The sequence below is a fragment of the Mycobacterium sp. IDUB_3 genome (genome assembly GCF_055419585.1).
Genome location: NZ_JBVAXZ010000001.1, coordinates 1390009 through 1414131, shown reverse-complemented (window position 1 = coordinate 1414131; position 24123 = coordinate 1390009). Strand labels below are relative to the sequence as shown.

General features: G+C 67.9%; 15 protein-coding genes. 9 read left to right on the top strand and 6 right to left on the bottom strand.

Annotation, left to right across the window (positions count from 1 at the left end):
* Positions 1-243: 243 nt before the first annotated feature.
* Positions 244-11226 (top strand): SDR family NAD(P)-dependent oxidoreductase, encoded by a 10983-nt coding sequence (locus tag ACZYVJ_RS06125; RefSeq protein ID WP_463830203.1) that lies wholly within the window; start codon positions 244-246, stop codon positions 11224-11226.
* Here the strand turns inward: ACZYVJ_RS06125 and ACZYVJ_RS06120 are convergent, their stop codons facing one another.
* Genes ACZYVJ_RS06120 through ACZYVJ_RS06110 form a run of 3 tightly spaced genes read right to left on the bottom strand, consistent with a single transcriptional unit; the run spans position 11227 to position 13936 of the window.
* Complete coding sequence (locus tag ACZYVJ_RS06120) at positions 11227-11658, bottom strand: PPOX class F420-dependent oxidoreductase (protein ID WP_463830202.1); 432 nt, start codon at positions 11656-11658, stop codon at positions 11227-11229.
* A 3-nt stretch (positions 11659-11661) separates the two neighbouring features.
* Positions 11662-12768 carry an acyl-CoA dehydrogenase family protein gene (locus ACZYVJ_RS06115; RefSeq protein WP_463830201.1) on the bottom strand — a complete coding sequence of 369 codons (1107 nt, stop codon included), beginning with the start codon at positions 12766-12768 and terminating at the stop codon, positions 11662-11664.
* 7 nt (positions 12769-12775) lie between these two features.
* Entirely contained in the window at positions 12776-13936 is a 1161-nt protein-coding gene (locus ACZYVJ_RS06110) for an acyl-CoA dehydrogenase family protein (RefSeq protein ID WP_463832864.1), read from the bottom strand.
* Positions 13937-14134: 198 nt separating this feature from the next.
* Between ACZYVJ_RS06110 and ACZYVJ_RS06105 the strand changes: the two genes are divergently transcribed.
* The 3 genes from ACZYVJ_RS06105 (at position 14135) to holA (ending at position 17586) form a co-directional block, all read left to right on the top strand.
* A complete protein-coding gene (locus ACZYVJ_RS06105; RefSeq protein ID WP_463830200.1) occupies positions 14135-15004 on the top strand; it encodes a ComEA family DNA-binding protein in 870 nt (289 codons plus the stop codon).
* A gap of 50 nt (positions 15005-15054) precedes the next feature.
* Positions 15055-16551: a ComEC/Rec2 family competence protein gene (locus ACZYVJ_RS06100; RefSeq protein ID WP_463830199.1), complete on the top strand. Its 1497-nt coding sequence runs from the start codon at positions 15055-15057 to the stop codon at positions 16549-16551.
* Positions 16552-16635: 84 nt separating this feature from the next.
* A complete protein-coding gene (holA, locus tag ACZYVJ_RS06095) occupies positions 16636-17586 on the top strand; it encodes a DNA polymerase III subunit delta (protein WP_463832863.1) in 951 nt (316 codons plus the stop codon).
* A 28-nt stretch (positions 17587-17614) separates the two neighbouring features.
* On the opposite strand, the gene rpsT is transcribed toward holA, so the two are convergent.
* Entirely contained in the window at positions 17615-17875 is a 261-nt protein-coding gene (gene rpsT, locus ACZYVJ_RS06090; RefSeq protein WP_463830198.1) for a 30S ribosomal protein S20, read from the bottom strand.
* A 145-nt stretch (positions 17876-18020) separates the two neighbouring features.
* Between rpsT and ACZYVJ_RS06085 the strand changes: the two genes are divergently transcribed.
* Genes ACZYVJ_RS06085 through ACZYVJ_RS06075 form a run of 3 tightly spaced genes read left to right on the top strand, consistent with a single transcriptional unit; the run spans position 18021 to position 21518 of the window.
* Positions 18021-19715 carry a circularly permuted type 2 ATP-grasp protein gene (locus tag ACZYVJ_RS06085; protein ID WP_463830197.1) on the top strand — a complete coding sequence of 565 codons (1695 nt, stop codon included), beginning with the start codon at positions 18021-18023 and terminating at the stop codon, positions 19713-19715.
* Positions 19702-20679, top strand: a complete 978-nt coding sequence (locus tag ACZYVJ_RS06080) for an alpha-E domain-containing protein (RefSeq protein ID WP_463830196.1) — start codon at positions 19702-19704, stop codon at positions 20677-20679. Before ACZYVJ_RS06085 ends, ACZYVJ_RS06080 begins: the two co-directional genes overlap by 14 nt.
* Positions 20679-21518, top strand: coding sequence for a transglutaminase family protein (locus tag ACZYVJ_RS06075; RefSeq protein WP_463830195.1), 840 nt, complete (start codon positions 20679-20681; stop codon positions 21516-21518). Before ACZYVJ_RS06080 ends, ACZYVJ_RS06075 begins: the two co-directional genes overlap by 1 nt.
* 57 nt (positions 21519-21575) lie before the next feature.
* Here the strand turns inward: ACZYVJ_RS06075 and ACZYVJ_RS06070 are convergent, their stop codons facing one another.
* A complete protein-coding gene (locus tag ACZYVJ_RS06070; protein ID WP_463830194.1) occupies positions 21576-21935 on the bottom strand; it encodes a winged helix-turn-helix transcriptional regulator in 360 nt (119 codons plus the stop codon).
* 105 nt (positions 21936-22040) lie between these two features.
* On the opposite strand from ACZYVJ_RS06070, the gene ACZYVJ_RS06065 reads away from it, so the two are divergent.
* Positions 22041-22409, top strand: a complete 369-nt coding sequence (locus ACZYVJ_RS06065) for a DoxX family protein (RefSeq protein ID WP_463830193.1) — start codon at positions 22041-22043, stop codon at positions 22407-22409.
* 99 nt (positions 22410-22508) lie between these two features.
* The gene (locus ACZYVJ_RS06060) at positions 22509-23237 is read left to right on the top strand and encodes a hypothetical protein (RefSeq protein WP_463830192.1); all 729 of its coding nucleotides are present in this window, start codon (positions 22509-22511) and stop codon (positions 23235-23237) included.
* Here the strand turns inward: ACZYVJ_RS06060 and ACZYVJ_RS06055 are convergent.
* The gene (locus ACZYVJ_RS06055; RefSeq protein WP_463830191.1) at positions 23216-24058 is read right to left on the bottom strand and encodes a ribonuclease Z; all 843 of its coding nucleotides are present in this window, start codon (positions 24056-24058) and stop codon (positions 23216-23218) included. The genes ACZYVJ_RS06060 and ACZYVJ_RS06055 overlap by 22 nt on opposite strands.
* Positions 24059-24123: the final 65 nt, after the last annotated feature.

Sequence of the window (24123 nt, the reverse complement as noted above, 5' to 3'; positions counted from 1 at the left end):
CCAAGATAACCCTCGGAGTGATCGCCGTCGCAGGCGTGCGCGGGGTAGGGCCTACACTCGCTCACGGATCCGGCGGGCCGTTGTGGCGATCGAACGGCCGGGCGGGACGCAGGGCGGCAGCCGCCGGCTGCCGTCGCGCGGTGAGGGCGCTGCGGTGGCAGTGTTGGCCTCCGGAAATGATTCTCCGAGCGCAACCTGCTTCCCGTGGGGATCGATCTTGACCGGGCAAGAGAGGACACGCGCATGGCATCCGTCGAAGGTCTGGGCGAGCCCATATCGGGTTTTGCGATCATCGGGTACGCGGCGCGATTCCCGGGAGCCGCAGATGCGGACGAATTCTGGGATGTATTGCGACAGGGCCGGGATGCGATATCCGAAGTGCCGCAGGACCGATGGGACGTCGACGAATTCTTCGACCCGGAACCGGGCGCACCCGGCAAGGTCGTCACCCGTCGGGCCGGCTTCGTCGACGACGTAACGGGATTCGACGCGCCGTTCTTCGGTATGTCGACTCGCGAGGTCAGGTTGATGGACCCCCAGCACCGCATCTTGCTGGAAACGGCATGGCGCGCGGTGGAGCATTCAGGTACTGCGCCAACGGATCTGGCTGACAGCAACACCGGGGTCTTCGTCGGTCTGGCCACGCACGACTACCTGGGAATGGCGTCCGACGAGCTGACCTACCCCGAGATCGAGGCCTACATGGCCATCGGGACGTCGAACGCCGCAGCCGCCGGCCGGATCAGCTATCGGTTGGGGCTGCAGGGTCCCGCCGTCGCCGTCGACACGGCGTGCAGCTCGTCGCTGGTGGCAATTCATCAGGCGTGCCAAGCGCTGCGCCTGGGGGAATGCGACCTGGCGTTAGCCGGCGGCGCGAACGTCCTGCTCACCCCGGCGACCATGATCACGTTCTCCAGCGCCCACATGCTCGCCCCCGACGGCCGATGCAAGACATTCGACGCGGCCGCGGACGGCTATGTGCGCGGCGAGGGCTGCGGCGTCATCGTGATCAAGCGCCTCGAGGACGCGATCCGCGACGGTGATCGGATTCGCGCCGTGATCCGCGGCAGCGCGATCAACCAGGACGGCGCTTCGGGCGGATTGACGGTGCCGAACGGCGTCGCTCAGCAAAGGGTTATCGCCGATGCCTTGAAGCGGGCCGACCTCGAACCCCGCGACGTCGGGTACCTGGAAGCGCACGGCACCGGGACGTCGCTGGGGGACCCCATCGAAGCCCAGGCCGCAGGCGCGGTGTTCGGCGCCGGACGCGAACCCAGCCGGCCGCTGCTGATGGGCTCGGTGAAGACGAACATCGGACACCTGGAAGCAGCCGCTGGTATCGCCGGGGTGATCAAAGTCATCCTGTCGCTCGAAAACGAGCTACTGCCGCAACACCTCCACTTTGAGAATCCGTCGCCCCACATTCCCTGGGATCGGCTTGCGGTCCAGGTGGTCGCGGAGGCCACCGCATGGGAACGCAACGGCGAGCCGCGCATTGCGGGAATCAGCTCGTTTGGATTCGCCGGCACAAACGCTCACGTCATCCTCTCCGAAGCTCCTGAGCAAACGGCACCGGTTCCCCCGGCACCCGTCCCGGTCGAGCACGCCGGGGATCGACGGTTCAGTGTCCTTCCGCTCTCGGCGCGAACGCCCGCCGCGTTGGCACGGCTCGCAGCCGATTACCGCGGCTGGTTGAGCGCGCATCCCGAGGCGACCCTGGGGGACGTCTGCTTCACTGCCGGGGCGGGGCGAGCGCACTTGGAGCAGCGGGCCGCGCTGGTCGTCAACTCGCGAGAATCTGCCATGGAGCTACTCGGCGCACTCGCGGAAGACCGGCCGGCCCCGGGTTTGTTCCGGGGGGAATCCCATGAGCCGCCGAAGACGGCGTGGCTGTTCACCGGTCAAGGCAGCCAATACCCCGGCATGGCCCGAGAACTGTTCGACACCGAGCCGGTGTTTGCCGAGACGCTGAACCGTTGCGCTGCCGCGGTCGCCGATGTCCTCGAAAAGCCGTTGCTGGACGTCATTTTCGACGTGGACAGCCTGGACAGCGAGGCGACGCTGCAGCAAACCAGCTACGCACAGCCCGCGCTGTTCGCGGTGGAGATGGGCCTGGCCCGGCTCTGGCAGTCGTGGGGCTTCGAGCCGGACGTGGTGCTCGGCCACAGCGTCGGCCAGTATTCAGCGTCCTGTGTTGCAGGCATGTTCAGCCTCGAAGACGGTGTGCTGCTGATGGCCGAGCGTGGTCGTCTCTTCGGCAGTCTGCCTGCCGGTGGTCGGATGGCCGCGGTGTTCGCCGCCGCCGAGCGGGTCGAGCGACTGACCGACGAGTTCCCGAGTCTGTCGGTCGCCGCCTACAACGGCGCCAACACCGTATTGTCGGGTCCCGCAGCGGATCTCGAGCAGGCCGTGGCCGGACTGGCGGCGGACGGTGTCCGGTGTGACTGGCTGGACACCAGCCACGCGTTCCACTCAGCGCTGCTGGACCCGATCCTCGACGAATTCGAATCGTATGCGGGGAAATTCGATTTCGGGGCGCCGCAAAGGATTCTGATCGACAATCGCACCGGTGTCGCGCTGGGCAGGAGCGTGAAGCTCGATGGCGCTTATTGGCGCCGGCACGCGCGTCAGCCGGTGGAGTTCGCCAAGAGCGTGCGGACTCTTGCAGATCTCAACTGCAAGCTGTTGCTGGAGGTCGGCCCGCGACCTGTGCTCACGGCCGCAGCCCTCGCCACCTGGCCTGACCGGGCGACCGCGCCGCGGGTGATCACCTCGTTGCGGCGAAACACCACGGATCACCGGCAGATCACCGAGGCGGTCGCCGATGCGTATGTCTTGGGCCACCTGCCCGACTTCGCAGCCTTTCGGCAGGCGCATGCGCGAAAGCTCGACCTGCCCACCTATCCGTTCGAGCGCCGTCAGTACTGGTTCCGGGATGATCGCGAAAGCCCCGACCAACGACAGGACCCTCGCGGACCGCGTACCGAAGCCGTCCGCCTTCTCGAGGACGGCCGGATCGAGGAACTCGCAACCCTGCTCGACGGTGCGAGCAACGATCATCAAACCCTGCATGTGCTCACCAAGCTTGCGGCACAACACAATCAACAGCGCACGACCCGGTCCATCGAGGACGACCGCTACGAGATCCGATGGGACACATCCGCCGCCGAGCCTTCCCGGACAGAACTGAGCGTGGAGTCGAGCTGGATCGTAGTCGCCGACAGTACCGACGCGGTTCAGCCGTTGGTCGACGTGCTGACTGCACGCAACCACCGACACCAAGTCGTCGGGTTGCCGGTGTCCGACGCGGACGAGGAAAACCTCGCAAGCGCGTTACGCGCTGCCGCAGCTGACGATTCGACGCTACGCATCGTGAATGCCGCGGCTCTGGAGGCCGGCGGCGCACCATCGATGCGCTCGCTGTTGCGGATGCAACACCGGATCCTAGGTGGAACACGGCGGCTCTTGCGCGCCGCGGTCGCCGCTGATCTGCGCAGCCCCATCTGGGTCGTGACCCGCGGCGCACAGCACGTCACCGACACCGACACTGTGGCGCCACATCAGAGCAGCCTGTGGGGATTCGGTCGCGCCGCGTCGCTCGAGATGCCGCAACTATGGGGCGGACTCGCTGACCTGTCAGCAGGCACTGCCGACGAATGGTCTCGGCTCATCGACCGGATCACCACACCGACCGACGCGGCCATCAGGGAAGACCAACTCGCGCTGCGTGATCAGGTTGTCTACGTTCCCCGCTTGGTTCGGCGCACTGAGCCAGCGAGCGGTGTATCGCCGCAATTGCGGGAGGATGCAACGTATTTGGTGACCGGAGGACTGGGTGCGATCGGATTGGAGATCGCCGGTCACCTGGCCGCGAACGGCGCCGGGCATGTGGTGCTGACCAGCCGGCGCGCGCCGACCGAGGCCGTCCGACAGCGCATCGATGCGCTGGGCGAAGCGCACGGCTGCCAGATCCGCGTCGTCACCGCCGATGTCGCCGATGCGCACGACGTCGCGCGCCTGCTGGCAGGCGTGCAGGCCGAGCTGCCGCCGTTGGCCGGCATCGTCCACGCCGCCGGGGAGATCGGTACCACCCCGGTGAGTGCCCTGCAGGATGCCGAGGTCGATCGCGTCTTCGCCGGCAAGGTTTGGGGCGCATGGCATTTGAGCGAAGCGGCGGCTGACCTGCAGCTCGACTTCTTCATCAGCACGTCCTCGATCGCCTCGGTATGGGGTGGATTCGGCCAAAGCGCCTACGGCGCGGCGAACGCCTTCCTCGACGGACTCGCCTGGCACCTGCGTGAGCAGGGCATCCTCGGCGTCAGCGTCAATTACGGGCCGTGGTCGGCGGGCATGGCGGATGCGGAATCTCGTGCGCGACTGGACCAGCGTGGGGTCCGGACGTTGGCGCCGGCCGATGCACTTGCGGGGCTGGCCGATGTTGCCGCGGCCGCTTCGGCGCACGGCCCCGCTCAAGGAGTTGTGGCCCGGATCGATTGGGCCCGCTTCCTACCGCTCTACGAACAGGCGGGCCGGCGGGCGTTCCTGACCGAACTGAGCCACGAGGTACCCGATGCGGTGCCGGTCGTGACGCCGTCCGGGAAGACGGAGCTGGTCGAGCGACTCACCAATGCCCCAGTGCAGCAACGCAAGAAATTGCTGACCGACTACCTGCGCGACGCGGTGGCTGAGGTGACGCGGGTCGACGTGACGGAGATCCGCGAGAACGCGGGGTTCTTCGATCTGGGCATGGATTCGCTGATGGCCGTCGAAATGCGGCGCCGCATCGAGCACGGGGTGGGACGGGAGATTCCCGTCACCCTGGTGATGGATCACCCCCGGCTGTCCGACGTGGCCGACTACCTGCTCGGCGACGTGCTCGGGCTCAGCGAGGCACCCGTCGCGTCAGCGATTCAGCCGACATCGGTGGCGACACGCACGGACGAACCGATCGCGATCGTCGCGGTGTCGTGCCGTTTCCCGGGTGCGCGGGATCCGGAGGCGTTCTGGGACGTGCTGTCGGGGGGTGTCGATGCGATCCGCGAGGTCCCTGAGGACCGCTTCGACATCGACGAGTTCTACGATCCCGATCCCGACGCGCCCGGAAAGACGTACACCCGCTTTGGTGGATTCCTGGACGAGATCGACGGGTTCGATCCCGAGTTCTTCGGAATCTCCCCGCGCGAGGCGGTGTGGATTGAGCCGCAGCAGCGGCTGACGCTGGAGACGGTGTGGGAGGGCCTGGAACGCGCGGGATACGCGCCGGCCGCCCTGCGGGGCAGCCGAACGGGCGTCTTCGTGGGTGTGGCCGCCAACGAGTACGCGCATCTGTTGTCCGCCGAGCCGATCGACAAAATCGAACCGCACTTCATCACCGGCAACGCGCTCAACGCCATCTCGGGCCGGGTGGCGTTCGCACTCGGGCTCGAGGGCCCGGCGGTAGCCGTCGACACCGCATGCAGCTCGTCGCTCGTTGCCGTCCATCAGGCCAGCCAGGCATTGCGTTCCGGTGATTGCGATTTGGCGGTAGCCGGTGGTGTGAACGTCCTACTGAGCCCGGTGACGATGATCGCTGCCTCGCGCGCCCGGATGCTGTCCCCGGTGGGCCGATGCAAGACCTTCGACGCCTCCGCCGATGGCTACGTGCGTAGCGAGGGCTGCGGGATGCTGGTGCTCAAGAGGTTGAGTGACGCGCAGCGCGATGGCGATCGCGTCTGCGCCGTGATCACCGCCAGCGCGGTGAATCAGGACGGCGCGTCCAGCGGGCTCACCGTCCCCAACGGTGGTGCACAGCAACGGCTCATCGGAACCGTGCTAGCGCGCGCCGGACTGTCCGGCGGTGAGGTGGACTACCTCGAGGCGCACGGGACGGGCACCCCGCTCGGGGACCCGATCGAGGTCCAGGCCGCCGCGGCCGCCTACAGCGGTTCGCGTGACGCGGCCCGGCCGCTGCTGATGGGATCGGTCAAGACCAACATCGGCCACACCGAGTCCGCCTCGGGTGCAGCGGGTTTGATCAAGGTCGTGTTGTCGCTGCAGCATGAGGTGCTGCCCAAGAGCCTGCACTTCGATCGGCCGTCGCCGCACATCCCGTGGGACTCGCTGCCGGTGCGGGTCGTGGACACGGCAATTCCGTGGCAGGCCAACGGCAAGACGCGGCGCGCCGGCGTGAGTTCCTTCGGATTCACCGGCACCAACGCACACGTGCTGCTCGAGGAGGCGCCACCGCAACCGGTGCCCGCCGCCGACGACGCGGAGGGAGCGCCGTTGCCGGCCCAGGCGGCACAGGTTGACGTGCTGGCGCTGTCCGCGCGGTCGCCGGAAGCGCTGGTGGCCTTGGCGCAGCGTTACGAGGCGTGGTTGAGCGCTCATCCGGAGGTCGACTTTGCCGACGTGTGCCGCACTGCGGGCACGGGCCGTTCGCATTTCGAGCATCGCGCCGCGCTCGTCGTCGATTCGATCGAGGATGCGCGCAACGCCCTGGCCGAGTTGGCCGAGAACCGCCTGCGGCCCGGCGTCGTGCGCGGCGAGCACACCCACGACCCGACGACGGCATGGCTGTTCACCGGGCAGGGCAGCCAGCACCCGGGAATGGCGCGTGAATTGTTCGAGACCGAGCCGGTTTTCGCCGAAACCGTGACCCGTTGCGCGGAAGCGGTCAAGGACATCGTGGCGCGACCGTTGCTGGAAGTGCTGTTCGCCACCGGCGGCGAGGCTGGAGAGACACTGCGCGACACATCGTTTGCGCAGCCGGCGCTGTTCGCCGTCGAGATGGGCCTGGCCCGGCTGTGGCAATCGTGGGGCATCCAGCCTGATGTAGTGCTTGGCCACAGCGTGGGTCAGTACGCCGCGGCCTGTGTGGCCGGGGTTTTCAGCCTCGAGGACGGCGCACGCCTGATGGCCGAACGTGGCCGGATGTTCAGCAGCCTGCCCGAAGGTGGGCGAATGGCGGCGGTCTTCACCGACGCCAAGCACGTCGAGCAGGCCGCGGGTGAATTCCCGCGAGTGTCGGTCGGCGCCTACAACGGCCCCAACACCGTACTGTCGGGTCCCGGTGAAGATCTGGAACGCATCGTCGAGAGGTTTGCGGACGAGGGAATCCGTTGCACCTGGCTGCAAACCAGTCACGCCTTCCATTCGGAACTGCTGGATCCGGTGCTCGACGAATTCGAGTCTTACGCAGCGCAATTGCAGTTCGCCACCCCGACGATCCCGCTGGTCTGCAACCGCACCGGTGCCGTGCTCACGGGACAAACCCCAATCGATGCGCAGTACTGGCGACGGCATTCGCGGCAGCCCGTGCAGTTCGCCGAAAGTGTGCGCACCGTGGCGGGGCTGGGCTGCTCGGTGTTGATGGAGATCGGACCGCAACCGGTGCTTACCGGCGCCGCGGTGCAGGTCTGGCCGGAACACCTGGCCGCACCACGGGCGATCGTCTCACTGCGCAAGGGTGTTGGTGACCGGCGCCAGATCGCCGACGCGCTGGCCGCGGCCTATGTCAGCGGCCATCGTCCTGACTTCGCTGTGCTGTATCGCCAGGCCAGTCACCGACTGGAATTGCCCACCTATCCATTCCAGCGCCGCCGCTTCTGGCCCAAGACGGGAGGGATCGCCGTAGAAGGCGGCGTCGGTCCTGCGGTGTCCGGAATTCTGGGTAGCGCAAAGGAACTCGCCTCGGGCGATGTCGTCTACACCAGCCGGTTGTCCGTCAAGTCGCAGCCGTGGCTGTCCGACCACGTCATCTACGGCACGGTCGTCGTTCCCGGAGCGACGTATGCAGCGATGGCGTTGGCCGCGGTGGGCACACCGGCGCGGGCGAAGGACGTCTTCTTCTACGAGCCGATCATCCTGCCCGAGAAGAGTTCTCGCGAAGTACAGCTGAGCTTGCGTCCGCTCGAGGACGGTACCGGGTCGAAATTCCAAGTGCACAGCCGGCCCTACGGCGAACGCGGCGCCGAATGGTCACTGAACGCCGAAGGCACGGTCGTCTCCGGAGCCGACGACGAGCCGGTGGCCGAGAATGGTCCCGTGGACGAAGCGATCGAGCGCTTGAACCGGATGCGTCCGCAAGAGCTGTTCGAGACCTTCGCCGATCTTGAGTTGGCATGGGGCCCAACCTGGTCGGGTTCACTGAAGTCGCTCTGGCTCGGTGAGGGTGAGGCAATCGGCGATATCTTGGTCGGCGAGGAACTCGCCGAACAACTCGGAACGGAGCCGATGCACCCGGTGCTGATGGACCTGTGCACGGGCGTCGCGTTCCCGGCATTCCCAGCGCTGCTCGCCGCCGAACAGGGCGTCAACGATCTGTTCTTGCCGCTGCGATATGGGCAAGTGACGCTGCAGGAGAAGATGCCTCGACGGTTCTACTGCCGCGCGAGGTGGCACGCCAACCCGCTGGACAGCGAGACTCAGGTCTTCGATCTCGATTACCTCGATCGGGATGGCCGGCGCTTGGGCGGGATTCGCGAGTTCACGGTCAAACGAGCACCTCGTGAGGCGTTGTTGCGTGGCCTGGGCGGCGATGCAACCCGATTGCTGTACACGCTGGGCTGGCACGAGGTGCCGGCATCGAGTGAAGAATCCGGAAACGTCAGCGGCACTTGGTTGATCGCCGGGTTCGACGAGCTGGCGGCAACGGTGCCGGGGTGCATCCCGCTCGACCGAACGACCGATCCGGAGCTGTTGGGTCAGCAGTTGACACAAGCCCACGAGCGCGGGCTGCCGTTTTCCGGTGTGGTGTGGCGCAGTAAGGCGTCGGGTATCGCCGAATCGAGCGCCGAGATGGCCGCGCGGGTCGAGACCGAAATCGCCAACCTACTCAGCGCCGTGCACACCGTGCAGGCCGGCGACGTGAAACTGCCTGGCGGGCTGTGGATCGTCACCGAGCGGGCCGTAGCCACCGAATCCGGCGAGCCGGTCGACCCGGTCCAGGCGGCGCTGTGGGGATTCGGGCGCACCACGATCAACGAAGAACCGGCACTGCGCGCCAAACTCGTCGACTGCGACGGATCGCCGGAAGCGGTGCGGGCACTGGCCGCGCTGTTGGCCAGCCCTGTCGAGGAACCGGAAGTCGCTCTGCGACAAGGGAAGCTGCTGGCCTCGCGGCTGTTGCCATGGGCGCGGAGCGGCCACCTCACGGTGCCGCGGGGAACCGATTACGTGCTGGCGCCCACCGAACGCGGCGCCATCGACAATCTGCGTCTCACCGACGTGGAAGTTGCGCCCCCGGACGCGGGTTACGTGCAGGTGCGGGTGGAGGCATCCGGCCTCAACTTCCGCGACGTGCTCAACGTCCTCGGCCTCTACCCGGGTGACCCCGGCCCGATCGGCGGTGACTTCGCCGGCGTCGTCACGCAATTGGGCGCGGGCGTCACGGGCGTGGCGGTGGGCCAGCGCGTCTACGGCTTCATGCAGGGGGCCTTCTCCAGCCGGTTCAACGTGCCGGCCCAGCTGCTGGCGCCGATCCCGGACGGGGTGAGTGCCGTCGAGGCGGCCACCATTCCTGCCGCGGCGCTGACGGTTCGGCTTGCCTTCGACTGGGCGCAGCTGCGGCCCGGTGATCGCGTCCTCATCCACGCTGCCAGCGGTGGTGTCGGCCTTGCGGCGATCCAGATGGCACAGCAGTGCGGTGCCACGGTCTTCGCCACGGCCAGCACCTACAAGCGCGCGACGCTGCGCAAGCTGGGTGTGCAGTACGTCTACGACTCGCGCACAACGGATTTCGCCGATCAGATCCTCGCCGACACCGACGGTGCCGGGGTCGACGTGGTGCTCAACAGCCTCACCAACGAGGGGTTCCTCGAAGCGACCGTGCGTGCCACCGCGCAGAACGGCCGGTTCGCCGAGATCGCAAAACGCGACATCTGGACGCCCGAGAAGATGGCGGAAGTTCGGCCGGACATCGCTTACGAGATCGTGGCGCTGGACACGGTGACCTTCTCCGAACCCGAGCGGATTCGAAGTTTGCTGACCGAGGTATCGCAGGGACTGGCCAACGGCGAATGGACGCCGCTGCCCGCGGAGATCTACCCGCTGACCGAGGCCCGAGCCGCGTTCCGCCGCATGCAGCAGGCGCGCCACATCGGAAAGATCGTGGTGCAGATACCGAATCCGCTACAGCCACGGCCTGATCGCAGTTACCTGATCACCGGCGGGCTCGGTGCCATCGGTCTGCATACGGCGTCGCATCTGGCCCACCTTGGCGCCGGCGACATCGTACTGACCAGCCGGCGCGAGCCGGATGTCGAGGTGCAACGGGTAATCGAGGAGATTGCCGAGCGCTACAAGTGCCGCATCCACGTGTTCTCCGCCGATGTCGGCGACGAGTCCGAGGTTGCTCGGCTGCTGAAGCGGATCCGTGCGGAGTTGCCGCCGCTGGCCGGTGTGGCACATCTGGCTGGTGTGCTCGACGATGCACTGCTGTCTGCGCAGACCCTGGATCGGTTCCGAACAACATTGGCGCCCAAGGCGTTCGGTGCCTGCCACTTGGACAGGCTGACGAAGGACGACGAGCTGGACTTCTTCATCGTGTCCTCGTCGGTGTCGAGCTTGTTCGGTTCCCCCGGTCAGTCCAACTACGCGACCGCCAACGCGCTGCTCGACGGCTTGGTGGCGCGGCGCAGGGCGCAAGGCCTGCCTGCCACCGGAGTCAACTTCGGTCCCTGGGCTCAGGGCGGCATGGCCTCGTCGGAAGCCGCGACCGCCAATATCAGTGCCCAGGGCCTGATTCCACTGGAACCGTCAGCGGCGTTGGGCGCCCTCGCCGAGGTCGTCGCGAACGGAACCGGCCAGGCCACCGTCCTCAAGGCCAACTGGCAGCGTGCCGCCAAGGTACTGGGCAGTTCGCGTCCACCGATGCTGGACCTCGTGTTGCCCAGTGCCGTCGGAGAGGTGACTGGTGACAGCGAGTTGCTCAAGGCACTGATGGAGATTCCCGTCCCGCAGCGCGCCGGCTTCGTGACCGAATTCCTGCAGCGCGAGGTGCAGAACTTCCTGCGACTGGCATCGCCACCCGCCGCGAGCAGCCGGTTCCTCGACCTGGGGACGGATTCGCTGATGGCGATCGAACTCCGCAACCGGCTGCATAGTCAGTTCGGCGGCAAGTTCACCATCAACGCCACCGCGGTGTTCGACTATCCGACCATCGGGGGGCTTGCCGAATATCTGGTGGGTCAGCTGCCCGACGCGGACTCGGAATCGGAATCGATTGCGGCGCCGGAGCCGCGATGATCAGGCGCTGATATCGAATCCGGCGTTGACCTTGGTCGGTCGCACCCGAACCACCAATTCACCGGGAACGGCATTGCGGCGGCCGAATTCGTCGGCGCGGTCGGCGCCCATGTAGCGGCGACCGGCGCGGGTGGCGATGTCCAGCACGTCCTGCGGATCCTCGCTGACCGTGGCCACGCCCTGCACCTGGACGAACGAATACGGCGGATGAGGATCGTCGACGCAGATCACAACCCGCGGATCACGGCCCAGGGCACGGCCTTTCGACGTGTCACGCCCGGTGTTGAACGCCAGCTGTCCGTCATCGACCACGAACCACACCGGCGCGACCAGTGGGCGGCCGTCGGCGGCGAGGTAGCCCAGCATCCCGGTACGGGTGCCGGCCGACAGGAACTCGATGACCTTCTCGGTCAGCTCCGCGGGCTCGGCCATGCGTTACAGACGGGCCAGGTCGTAGTCGCCGAGTTGATCGATCAGGTTGTGTAGGTGCTCACCCGAGGTGCCCAGGGTGTTTTCGATCGCGGTGAGCCGCGCGGCATAGTGGCTGACCGGGTATTCGGCCGTCACGCCGATGCCGCCGTGCATCTGCACCGACTCCTGCGCGATGTGCCGGCCCGAGCGGCCGATCTGTAGCTTGGCTCGCGAGGCGATCACCGGGTCGATGTTGCCGTCGGCGATCGACATCGCCGCGTACAGCGTCATGCTGCGGGCCAATTCCAGCGACACGTACATGTCGGCGGCGCGCTGCGTGAGCGCCTGGAATTTGTTGAGCGTGACCCCGAATTGCTTGCGCGTCTTGAGGTAATCGGTGGTCAGGCGCAGCGATTCCTCCATCGCCCCCAGCGCCTCGGCGCACAGGGCGGACTGGATGCGCACCAGGGCGTCGCGGATGGCGCCCGAGGCGTCCACCGCCTCGCCGAGGGGTTCGGCGGCGGCGGAGTCCAGGTCGATCTGGGCGCCCCGCTGTCCGTCGAAAGTCCGGTACGGGTGCCTGGTCACCGCTGCCGCGTCGACCAGGAACAGGCCGGTGCCACCGTTCGGCAGCGCGGCGCTGACCACCAAGGTGTCGGCGCAGTCCCCGGCGAGCACCGGGTTCTTCCGGCCGCTCAGTACCCACGAATCACCTTGCTGCTCAGCCTTGGTGCTCACCTCGGCGGTCGGCTTGCGCTGGCCGGGCTCGAGGTGAGCGAACGCCAGCAGCCGCTGCCCGCCGGCGACCTCGTCGAGCAGTTGCTTCTGCTCTGCGCTGCCCAGTTCGGCGATCAGCGCACCGGGCCCCAGCGCGGCGTGCAGCACCGGTTCGGGGGCCAGCCGGCGACCGACCTCGTTGAGCACCACCATGATCTCGATCTGGCCGGACTCCTCCGGCTCGAAACCCAAACCCAGAATTCCCGTGTCGGCGAGCTGATTCCACACCTCACGGCTCCAGCCGAGATCGGAGCCGATGATCTTGTTGCGGCTCTCCGGGTCATAGGTGCGCGACAACAGATCGCGGGTGGTGTCGCGGAGCAGGGCTTGCTCGTCGCTCAATTGAAAGTCCATGGCTGCCTCACAATCCCAGAATCGTCGACGCGATGATGTTGCGCTGCACCTCGCTGCTACCGCCGTAGATCGACGTCTTGCGGTAGTTGAGGTAGTGCGGCGCACTGTGTTGCGCCCAGGACGGCGACGAGATGTCCTCGCCGTTGGCCGGCAGCGCATCCGGTCCGGCCACCTCGACGAGCAGTTCGGTTGCCGCCTGCTGCAGTTGGCTGCCGCGCAGCTTCAGCACCGACGACGCCGGGTTGGGTTGTCCGTCCGCGGAGTCGGTGACCACCCGCGACTGCGTGAGTTCCAGTGCCAGCAGCTCGTTTTCGGCCTCGGCCAGCCGAGCCGCGAACAGCGGGTCGTTGAGCACTCCGGTGGCCGCCGCGTGCTTCTTCACCTCGGCGAGGCGCACCTTGGTCCGCCCCACTCCGGCGATGCCCGTGCGCTCGTTGCCCAGCAGGAACTTCGCGTACGTCCAGCCCTGGTTCTCTTCTCCGACAAGCTGATTGGCGGGCACCCGGACGTCCTCGAAGAAGACCTCGTTGATCTCGTGGCCTCCGTCGATCGTCTTGATGGGCCGCAGGGTGATGCCCGGGGTGTTCATGTCGAACAGCAGGAACGAGATGCCGGCCTGCCGCTTGGGCGCCTGCGGGTCGGTGCGGACCAGGCAGAAGATCCAGTCCGCGTACTGCCCGAGCGTGGTCCAGGTCTTCTGGCCGTTGACGACGTAGCTGTCGCCATCGCGGACCGCGGTGGTGCGCAGCGACGCCAAATCCGATCCGGCCTCGGGCTCGGAGAATCCCTGGCACCACCAGATGTCGAGGCTGGCCGTCGGCGGCAGGAAGCGTTGTTTGACCTCCTCCGAACCGAATTCGGCGATCACCGGGCCCACCATCTTGGTGTTGAAGTTCAGCGGCTCCGGGACGCACGCCAGCTGCATTTCATCCGCCCAGATCTGATGCTGGGTGGGCGTCCAGTCCTTGCCGCCCCACTCGACCGGCCAGTTCGGTACCGCCAGGCCGTGCTCGTGCAGGATCTTGTGGCTGGCGACGATGTCGTCGTGGTTCACTTCCGCCGAGCCCCGGCGCACCCGGTCGCGCAGCTCCTCGGGGATCTTGGTCGTGTAGATGGTGCGGAGCTCGTCGCGGAACGCGGCTTCCTCGGGCGTGAGCGCCAGTTGCATGGCAGCCTCCTGTCGTTTCGGGGTGACCGTGACGACGCAGCGCCCAGAGCTGTTTCTGGCGATGCCGGTCGTTCGCTCGACTTCCATCTTGACCCATCCGTCGCGCGCCCCGTGCACAGCCTCGGGTTAATCCACAGATCGGCCCCGTCGCGCCGTTGAGCGGGCCGTGGTGGCGGTCCGCGGACCTACCGTCGACCCATGCGAACAGAACTTCCGGCGGAGCGCCTGCAGCGACGGCTCAACGCTGAACCGGAGACCGATGCGCACGCCGGTCCCGGGGACGCCGAGTCGGGGTCGACGGACGACGCCCCGGACGACGATCCGAATTCGCTGCTGCCGCGGTGGCTTCCCGACGCGTCGGGGGACCGGGGCTGGGTGGCCAGGGTGCGCGCCGACCCGGGACGCGCCGGCGCCATCGGGCTGGCGATCGTGGCGGCGCTGGCGGTGCTGGTCACGGTCTTCACGTTGCTGCGCGACCGGCCGGCGCCGGTGATGTCGGCCAAGCTGCCGCCGGTGGAGAAGGTGTCGACGACCGGCGCCAGGTCGTCGGCGAGTCCGGGTGTCGCACCGTCGCCGGGCCCCGACCGCCCGGTGGTGGTCAGCGTGGTCGGTTTGGTGCACACCCCGGGCCTGGTGACCCTCGCGCCGGGCGCGCGCATCGCCGATGCGCTGCAGGCCGCAGGCGGCGCGGTGAACGGCGCGGACACCATTGGATTGAACATGGCCCGACCGCTCGATGACGGCGAACAGATCGTGGTCGGTCTTGCTCCGGCGCCCGGGCAGCCGACGGCGCTGGGCAGCTCCGTGGCCACCGGAACGGCGCCGACGTCGAAGACCCCGACACCGGCGCCGGGACCGGGCAAGCCGAAGCAGGGCCAGGCGGTCGACCTGAACACCGCGACCGTTCAGGAACTCGACGCGCTGCCCGGCGTCGGTCCGGTCACCGCCGCCGCGATCGTGGCGTGGCGGCAATCCAACGGCAAATTCACCAGCGTCGACCAGCTCGCCGACGTCGAGGGCATCGGACCGGCGCGGTTGGAGAAGCTGCGCCCCCTGGTCCGTGTCTGACCCCGGTGGTCCATCCCGGGCCGGGCGAATCGCCGTCCCGGCATGTCGATGTGCGCCTGGTACCGGCGGCGTTGACCTGTTGGGCGGTGACCGCCGGCGGGATCTGGTGGCCCGCCGGCCGGATCCTCGCCTGGTCCTGCCTGGCGCTGGTCGCCGCGTCCGGTGTGCTGGCATGGCGCGCCGCGCACCGGCTCGGCCGGACGGCGCGGCTCCGGGCGATCGGCGCCGGCATGGCTGCGGTCGGCGTGGTGGGAGCGGGATACGGCTTCGCCGTCGCGCTGCGCACCGACGCTGTCGTTCACCACCCGATCACCGCGGCCTTCGGCAGCAGGGCCCCGGTCACCGTCACCCCCACCGAGAGCCCGGTGTCGCTGGGCGCCGGCCGGTTGATGTTCAAAGCCTCGCTGCAACGGCTGCGCGACGCCCAAACATCGGGCCGGGTCGTCGTTTTCGCGCGCGCCTCGGACTTCGCCGCCGTGATGGTGGGCCAGCCGGTGCAGTTCACCGCGCGCATCAGCCGGCCGGCCCGTCGCGACCTGACGGTCGCGGTGCTCAACGCGTCGGGCCGGCCGACCATGGGTACCGCGAGCGCCGTGCAGCGCGCCGCGCACGGCGTGCGCAGCCGGTTCGCCGCCGCCGTCCGCGACACGCTGCCCGGCGAACAGGCGGCGATGCTGCCCGCGCTGGTGCTCGGTGACACCTCGGCGGTGCCGAGCGACACCAGCCGCGACTTTCGCGCGGCCGGCATGACGCACCTGATGGCCGTGTCGGGCGCCAACGTGACGATCGTGTGCGCCGCCGTACTGTTCTCCGCCCGGTTGATCGGTCCCCGCGCGGCCGTCGCCCTCGCCGCGCTGGCGCTGGTGGCCTTCGTCATCGTGGTGCAGCCGACGGCGAGTGTGGTGCGGGCGGCGGTGATGGGTGCCATCGCACTGGTGGGGATGCTGTCTTCCCGTCGGCGCCAAGCCATTCCGGCGCTGGCCGCCACGGTGCTGGTGCTGCTGGCCGTCGCCCCGGCGCTGGCCGTCGATGTGGGGTTCGCACTGTCGGTCGTCGCCACCGCCGCGCTGATCGTCGTCGCGCCGGCCTGGTCGCGGCGGCTGGTGGGGAAGGGCTGGCCCAAGCCGCTCGCCGACGCGCTCGCCGTCGCCTGGGCCGCGCAGGTGGTGACCGCGCCTCTGGTCGCGGCGATCTCGGGCCGATTCAGCGTGGTTGCCGCGCTCGCGAACCTCGTGGTAGCCGCCGCGATCGCGCCGATCACGGTGCTCGGCACCGCCGCGGCGGCGCTCTGCGCGGTATGGCCCGGCGCCGCGCGCCTGCTCATCCGGTTCACCGGTCCCGAGTTGTGGTGGGTGGGCGGGGTGGCCCGCCGGGCGGCCAACCTGCCGGGCGCGACCCTGCCGGTCCCGGAGGGCATACCCGGCACGCTGATCGTCGGAGGTGTCACGGTGCTGGCGGTGGTGCTGTGGCGGTGGCGGCCCTTCCGCCTCGCGACGGCAGTGGCGGCGCTGGCCGGGCTGGCCTGGGCACTGTCCGGGCTGGGATAGGGCGGGTCGTGGTCCCGCGCCGGATCCCCGAGCGGCGCAGTCGGTGGGGCGTGACACCATCATGGGGTGAGCGAGGTTTCGCCGTTGCACCTGGTCCTGGGAGACGAGGAACTGCTGGTCGAGCGGGCGGTGGCCGACGTGCTGCGGTCGGCGCGGAAACGGGCCGGCACCGACGACGTTCCGATCAACCGGATGCGGGCGGGCGACGTCAGCACGTATGAGCTCGCCGAGCTGCTGAGTCCGTCACTGTTCGCCGACGAGCGCATCGTCGTGCTGGAGGCCGCGGGCGAAGCGGGCAAAGACGCTGCCGCGGTGATTCTTTCGGCCGCGAACGACATGCCGACGGGCGTGGTGCTGGTGGTGGTGCACTCGGGCGGTGGGCGGGCGAAGGCGCTGGCCACCGAGCTGCAGTCCCTCGGCGCCGAAGTGCATACGTGCGCGCGAATCACCAAACTCAGCGAACGCATCGACTTCGTCCGCAAGGAATTTCGCGGCCTGCGGGTCAAGGCCGACGAGGAGACGGTGACCGCGATGCTGGATTCGGTCGGTTCCGATCTGCGGGAGTTGGCCTCCGCCTGCTCCCAGTTGGTCGCCGACACCGGCGGGGTGGTCGACGCCGCCGCGGTGCGCCGGTACCACAGCGGCAAAGCCGAGGTGAAGGGCTTCGACATCGCGGACAAGGCGGTGGCCGGCGACATCGAGGGAGCCGCCGAGGCGCTGCGGTGGGCGATGATGCGGGGGGAGCCGTTGGTGGTGCTGGCCGATGCGCTGGCCGAGGCGATCCACACGATCGGGCGGGTAGGCCCGCTGTCGGGCGACCCCTACCGGCTGGCGTCGCAGCTCGGGATGCCGCCGTGGCGGGTGCAGAAGGCGCAGAAACAGGCCCGGCGTTGGTCTCGTGACTCGGTGGCGACGGCGATGAAGGTGGTCGCCGCGCTCAACGCGAACGTCAAGGGGGCGGTGGTGGACGCCGACTACGCCCTGGAATCCGCGGTCAGGCAGGTCGCAGAACTAGCCGCCCAGCGCGGCCGCTAGGGCCCCCGCGGCGTCGGCCGGCAGGGCCTCAGACCTTGTTGAGGACCTGCGCTAGCGCCGACTTCTTGTTCGCGGCCTGGTTCTTGTGGATCACGCCCTTGCTGGCGGCCTTGTCCAGCTTGCGGTTGGTCGACACCAACAACTCGGCGGCCTTGTCCTTGTCGCCGGCGTTGGCGGCCTCGCGGAACGCGCGGACAGCGGTACGCAGCGACGACTTCACCGACTTGTTGCGCAGGCGAGCGCGCTCGTTCGTCTTGTTGCGCTTCTGCTGCGACTTGATGTTGGCCACGCTGGAGTTCCTTCTTCGATTAGACGTTTTGTTGGGTCGCCGGATATCACCACAGCGATTGCCCAGGTTATCAGTGAGTTACGTTTTCTCCCAAAACGGGAACACGTGGGCTGCCAGAACGTCGACTTGAGGCAGCATCTGAACAGTGAGTCTTACGAACCAGCTTGACGACAGCAAGCGGGGTCTTCGCGTTGCGCGTTCTGAGCGCATTTTCGGCGGTTACAACGGGTCTTCGGATGCCTACGATATGGCGTTCGACGAGATGTTCGATGCCCAGGGCACCGTCCGCGGCCCATATAAGGGCATTTACGCCGAGCTTGCGCCATCGGACGCCTCGGAGCTGAAAGCTCGCGCTGAAGCGCTATCGCGCGCCTTCCTCGACCAGGGGATCACGTTCTCGTTATCGGGTCAGGAACGGCCCTTTCCGCTGGACCTGGTGCCGCGGGTGATCTCGGCGGCTGAGTGGACCCGGCTGGAGCGCGGCATCACCCAGCGGGTCAAGGCGCTCGAGATGTACCTCGATGACATCTATGGTGACCAGGAAATCCTGAACGACGGCGTCATTCCGCGCCGCCTGGTCACGTCGTGCGAGCATTTCCACCGCCAGGCGATGGGCATCGTCCCGCCCAACGGTGTCCGGATCCACGTCGCCGGCATCGATCTGATCCGCGATGAGAAGGGCGTCTGGCGGGTCCTCGAGGACAACCTCCGCTCGCCGTCGGGTGTGTCCTATGTCATGGAGAACCGGCGCACCATGGCGCGCGTCTTCCCGAACCTGTTCGCCACCCACCGGGTGCGCGCGGTCGACGACTACGCCTCGCACCTGCTGCGGGCGCTGCGCAACTCCGCGGCCACCAACGAGGCCGATCCCACGGTGGTGGTGCTGACCCCGGGCGTCTACAACTCGGCGTATTTCGAGCATTCGCTGCTGGCCCGCCAGATGGGTGTGGAGTTGGTCGAGGGGCGTGACCTGTTCTGCCGCGACAACCAGGTGTACATGCGCACCACCGAGGGCGAGCGTCAGGTCGACGTCATCTATCGGCGCATCGACGACGCCTTTCTTGACCCGCTGCAGTTCCGCGCCGACTCGATGCTGGGGGTGGCCGGGTTGGTCAACGCGGCACGCGCCGGCAACGTCTCCATCTCCAGCGCGATCGGCAACGGCGTCGGCGACGACAAACTCGTCTACACCTACGTGCCCATGATGATCGAGTACTACCTGGGCGAGAAGCCACTGCTGGCCAACGTGGAGACCTTGCGTTGTTGGCTCGATGACGAGCGTGAAGAAGCGTTGGACCGCATCGACGAGCTGGTCATCAAGCCGGTCGAGGGTTCCGGCGGCTACGGCATCGTGTTCGGTCCGGAGGCCTCGGCGAAAGAGCTCGCAGCCGTCTCCAAGAAGATTCAGGTCGATCCCCGCAGCTGGATCGCGCAACCGATGATGGAGCTGTCGACCGTGCCGACGCAGATCGGAAATACGCTGGCGCCCCGCTACGTGGACCTGCGGCCATTCGCCGTCAATGACGGCAACGACGTATTCGTGTTGCCCGGCGGGCTGACCCGGGTGGCCCTGGTCGAGGGCTCGCGGGTAGTCAACTCCAGTCAGGGCGGTGGCTCCAAGGACACCTGGGTGCTGGCGACGCGGGCGTCGACCGGCGACCACGAGCTCGGCGCGGCGGAGGTGGTGCGGTCGTTGCCCGCCTCGATGCCGGACCCGCTGGAAGACTCGCCACGGCTGACCTCCCTGACCTCTCAGCAGCCGCAGCCCACCGACCAGCCCCAGCGCGAGAAGCCCAAACAACAGCAACAACAAGGGGCGGTGACTGATGCTGGCGCGTAACGCCGAGTCGCTCTACTGGATCGGTCGCTACGTCGAGCGCGCCGACGACACCGCACGAATTCTGGACGTCGCGCTGCACCAACTGCTTGAGGACTCCAGCGTCGACCCCGATCAGGCGTCGCGCCTGCTGCTGCGGGTGCTGGGCATCGACCCGCCCGATCACCATCTGGACGTGTGGTCATTGACCGACTTGGTGGCATATAACACCAACACCCAAGGTGGCTGCTCGATCATCGACGCCATCACCTCGGCGCGCGAGAACGCGAAGTCCGCGCGCGAGGTGACCTCCAGCGAGATATGGGAGTGCCTCAACACGACCTATCACGCTCTGCCCGAACGTGAACGTGCCGCCAAACGCCTTGGGCCACACGACTTCTTGTCGTTCATAGAACGGCGCGCGGCGATGTTCGCCGGGTTGGCCGACTCCACGCTGTCCCGCGACGACGGCTACCGTTTCATGGTGCTGGGCCGCGCGATCGAACGGGTCGACATGACCGTGCGGCTGTTGCTGTCGCGAGTCGGGGACAGCGCTTCGTCCCCGGCGTGGGTGACACTGTTGCGTTCGGCGGGCGCCCACGACACCTACCTGCGCACCTATCGCGGTGTGCTGGATGCCGGCCGGGTGGTCGAATTCATGTTGCTGGACCGGCTGTTCCCACGGTCGGTGTTCTACTCGCTGCGGCTGGCTGAACACAACTTGGACGAACTGGTCCGCAACCGCCAGAGCCGGATCGGGGCCACCGCCGAGGCGCAGCGGCTGCTCGGACAGGCGCGCAGCGAATTGGAGTTCGTCCAGCCCGGCGTGCTGCTGGAATCGTTGGAGAGCCGCCTGGCCGGGCTGCAGAGCACCTGCCATGACGTCGGAGAAGCGTTGGCGCTGCAGTACTTCCACGTGACGCCCTGGGTGGCATGGTCGGACGCGGGCCAGCGTGCCCGGGTGGCCGGCAGGAAAGGGGACGGCTGATGTGGCGGCTGCGGGTGGTGCACACCACGGGATACGCCTACCAGTCGCCGGTGACCGCCTCCTATAACGAGGCCCGGCTGACCCCGCGATCGAACACCCGGCAGAACGTCATCCTCAACCGCGTCGAGACCATCCCGGCGACACGGTCCTACCGCTACATCGACTACTGGGGCACTGCAGTCACGGCTTTCGACCTGCACGCTCCGCACACCGATCTCACGGTGATGTCATCCTCGGTCGTCGAAACCGAGCGGGCCGAGCCGCTCCCGACGGATGTGGGCTGGAGCGACCTGCAATCGGAGGCCGTGATCGATCGCTACGACGAACTGCTGCGCCCCACCGAGCACACGCCGGCCAGCAAGCGGGTGGCTTCGGTGGGCAAAAAGATCAGCAAGACCCACGAGCCTGCCGAAGCCGTTGTCGCTGCAGCTAATTGGGTGCGCGATGAACTCGAATACCTTCCTGGGACCACCAGTGTGGCGTCCTCGGGGCTGGACGCGCTCAAAGAGGGCAAAGGTGTCTGCCAGGACTTCGTCCACCTGTCGCTGATGTTGTTGCGCAGCATGGGAATCCCGGCGCACTACGTCTCGGGCTACCTGCATCCCAAACCTGATGCCGTCGTGGGGGACACCGTGGACGGGCGAAGCCACGCCTGGATTGAGGCGTGGACTGGAGCGTGGTGGAGCTATGACCCCACCAACGACACCGACATCACCGAGCAGTACGTGGGCGTGGGCGCGGGTCGCGATTACGCCGACGTCTCCCCGTTGAAGGGCATCTACTCCGGGGAGGGCGCCACCGACCTCGACGTGATCGTGGAGGTGACCCGGCTCGCCTAGCCGCGGGGAGGTGAGTCGTCGGGTGCGGGTTTTCCCTTGAACGACCGGCATGCGGCGTTAGCGTGACGTGCGGTTGGCGTTGATCTCCTCATGGTGCGCCATGGCCCACTGGGCCAGCGAGATCACCAGCGGTAGCAATGTCCGCCCGAGTTCGGTCAATTCGTACTCGACCCGAGGTGGCACCTCGGCGTAGGCCGTCCGGTCGACCAGGCCATCCTCGACCAGATGCTTAAGCGTCAGGGTGAGCATCCGCTGCGAGATGCCTTCCACCGCCGCCTCCAGCCCGCCGAAACGCATTGGCCCGTCACGCAGCGTGCCGATTGCCAGGAGGCTCCACTTGTCGCCGATGCGATCGAGAACCTCCCGGACCGCACCGCCCTCGGGTATCCGCGGCGCCTTCCGTGTGACGTTGGTCATATCGAAGTCTCCGTCCTGGATGCATACATCGATGTGCCTTATGGGGCAGCCCCAGCGCTGACACACGATGTGGTTACGCACAAATGGTAAGGATTGGGAAGCATCGTGAACATCGCACTGTGGGCCGTGCAGGGCCTGCTCGCATTCGTCTATCTCGTCGCAGGCGGCCTCAAGGTGGTTCGGCCGCGCGAACAACTCGTAGCATCGGGCCGACTCGAGTGGATGAAGGACCACTCGGACGCTGCCGTCAAGGGCGTCGGCGCGGTCGAGATCCTCGGCGCACTCGGTGTGATCCTGCCCGAGGCAACCGGCATCGCCCGGATCCTGACCCCGATCGCTGCCGTCGGCCTGGTCATCGTGCAGATCGGCGCAATGCGCGTGCACCTGACTCGTAACGAGCGACAACCGTTGCCAATCAACGTGATTCTCCTGCTGCTCGCGGCCTTGGTCGCGATCGGCCGATCCGTCAGCTAAGCCCTTGGCGAGGGTGCCGCTGTCCTCCCGCTCGACGCGCTAGGTCGCACGACGCAGAGGCGCCGCCGGGTGAGCAGACGCGGGGATACCGTTGCAGGGATGAGCGATTCAACCGCCGGCGCGGGCCGCCGCGAAAGGACCAGGCGTGGCGGGTCGCCCCTGGCGGCGCTGTCCTTGGCCTGCATCGGGCTGCTAATCGGCGGCATCGCCATCGGGGTCGCCGTCTGCGGCGTCATGCCGTTGCCCTACGGCCCGCCAAGCGCCGTCGTGAGCTACGTGCGCGCCCAGCCGACCGCCGTGCGCATCATCGCGGTTGCCACGTTCGCGTCGTCCGTGCCGCTGGCGCTCTACGCGGCGATCGCGGCTGCCCGATTGCGGCAGCTCGGGGCGGTCGGGGGGTCGGCCGCGGTCGCGCTGACCGGCGGTGCCCTGGCCGCCGGTGCGCTCGGACTGGCCGGGCTGCTGGGTTGGGCGTTGTCGATACCCGACGTCGCGGCGAATGCGGCGGTGGTCAGGGCGCTCTACCTGTTGGTCTTTCTCACCGGCGGCCCAGGGCACATCGTGGCGCTGGGCCTGCTGGTCGGCGCGATTGCGGCGTCCGGCAAGGGGTTGCTGCCCCGGCCGGTCGCCTGGATCGGTCTGGGCACCGCCACCCTCGCCGAAGCGACGACGGTGGTGCTGATCTGGTCGGCGCTGGGCGTCATCCTGCCGATCGCGCGGGTACTGGCGCTGACCTGGCTGATGGTGGCAGGGCTTGCGCTATCCCCTGCGGCGCAACGAAATTCGCGGTCCGGTGAGCCGCGGCGTCACGAAGGCGCGTCGACCTGAACCCGGTGCAGGTCGTCACCGAGTTCGATGCGCCCACCGAACTGCGCGGCCGCCAGGGCCCGCCACTGTTCTTCCTGGCCGGGCACCAGCGCCGGCACGTAGTGCGTCATGACCAGGGTGCCCACCCCCGCGCGGGCGGCGGTGGCCGCCGCTTCCTCAACCGAGGAGTGGTAGTCGCAGATGTCCTGCAGCCGCTGCTGGGGGATGCTGGCGACGATGTCCTTGCGGATCACGGTGTGCACCAGCGCGCCGGCGCCCGCCGCCAGCTCGTCCAGGCCGGCACACGGGACGCTGTCCCCCGCGAGCACCACCGAGGCGCCCTGGTACTCGATCCGAAAGCCGATGGTCGGCGCGACCGGCCGGTGATCAGTGGGCGCCACCCGGATGGCTACGCCGTCACGGTCCCAGACAGCGCCTTCGGTGTACTCGTGCACGTCCACCGCCGGCGGCTCATTGATATCGCTGTGATGGGCGATCCGGTAGCCGATGTCGTGCCGGAACGCGTTCAGCGTCGCGGCGACCGCCTCGGCGGTGCCGGGCGGTCCGATGATCGGCAGCGGAGCGGGATCGGGGGTGAACGTGCTGATCCACCGCGCGATGAGGACGTCTCCGAGGTCGCCGATGTGGTCGCTGTGCAGGTGGGTGAGCAGCAGCGCCGTCAATCCGGCGGCGCCCACCCCGACCGCGGCCGCGCGCTGCAGCACGCCGCGCCCGCAGTCGACCAGGAACACCTGCCCGCCGGCCCGCACCAGAGTTGACGGCCCGGCGCGGTTCGGGTCGGGGATCGGACTTCCGGTTCCCAGCAGCGTGACCTCGATCATGGCCCTATCTTGCAAGCCCGCGGTGCCCCCAGTGGGTCAATCGGGCGATCCGCGTGGCTTTCACC

Coding starts and splice junctions, on each gene's coding strand:
- ACZYVJ_RS06120 (WP_463830202.1), bottom strand. CDS start 11,658: ATGGCCGAGCCCGCGGAGCTGACCGAGAAGGTCATCGAGTTCCTGTCG.
- ACZYVJ_RS06080 (WP_463830196.1), top strand. CDS start 19,702: ATGCTGGCGCGTAACGCCGAGTCGCTCTACTGGATCGGTCGCTACGTC.
- ACZYVJ_RS06055 (WP_463830191.1), bottom strand. CDS start 24,058: ATGATCGAGGTCACGCTGCTGGGAACCGGAAGTCCGATCCCCGACCCG.
- ACZYVJ_RS06075 (WP_463830195.1), top strand. CDS start 20,679: ATGTGGCGGCTGCGGGTGGTGCACACCACGGGATACGCCTACCAGTCG.
- ACZYVJ_RS06105 (WP_463830200.1), top strand. CDS start 14,135: ATGCGAACAGAACTTCCGGCGGAGCGCCTGCAGCGACGGCTCAACGCT.
- ACZYVJ_RS06115 (WP_463830201.1), bottom strand. CDS start 12,768: ATGGACTTTCAATTGAGCGACGAGCAAGCCCTGCTCCGCGACACCACC.
- ACZYVJ_RS06125 (WP_463830203.1), top strand. CDS start 244: ATGGCATCCGTCGAAGGTCTGGGCGAGCCCATATCGGGTTTTGCGATC.
- ACZYVJ_RS06060 (WP_463830192.1), top strand. CDS start 22,509: ATGAGCGATTCAACCGCCGGCGCGGGCCGCCGCGAAAGGACCAGGCGT.
- ACZYVJ_RS06110 (WP_463832864.1), bottom strand. CDS start 13,936: ATGCAACTGGCGCTCACGCCCGAGGAAGCCGCGTTCCGCGACGAGCTC.
- ACZYVJ_RS06070 (WP_463830194.1), bottom strand. CDS start 21,935: ATGACCAACGTCACACGGAAGGCGCCGCGGATACCCGAGGGCGGTGCG.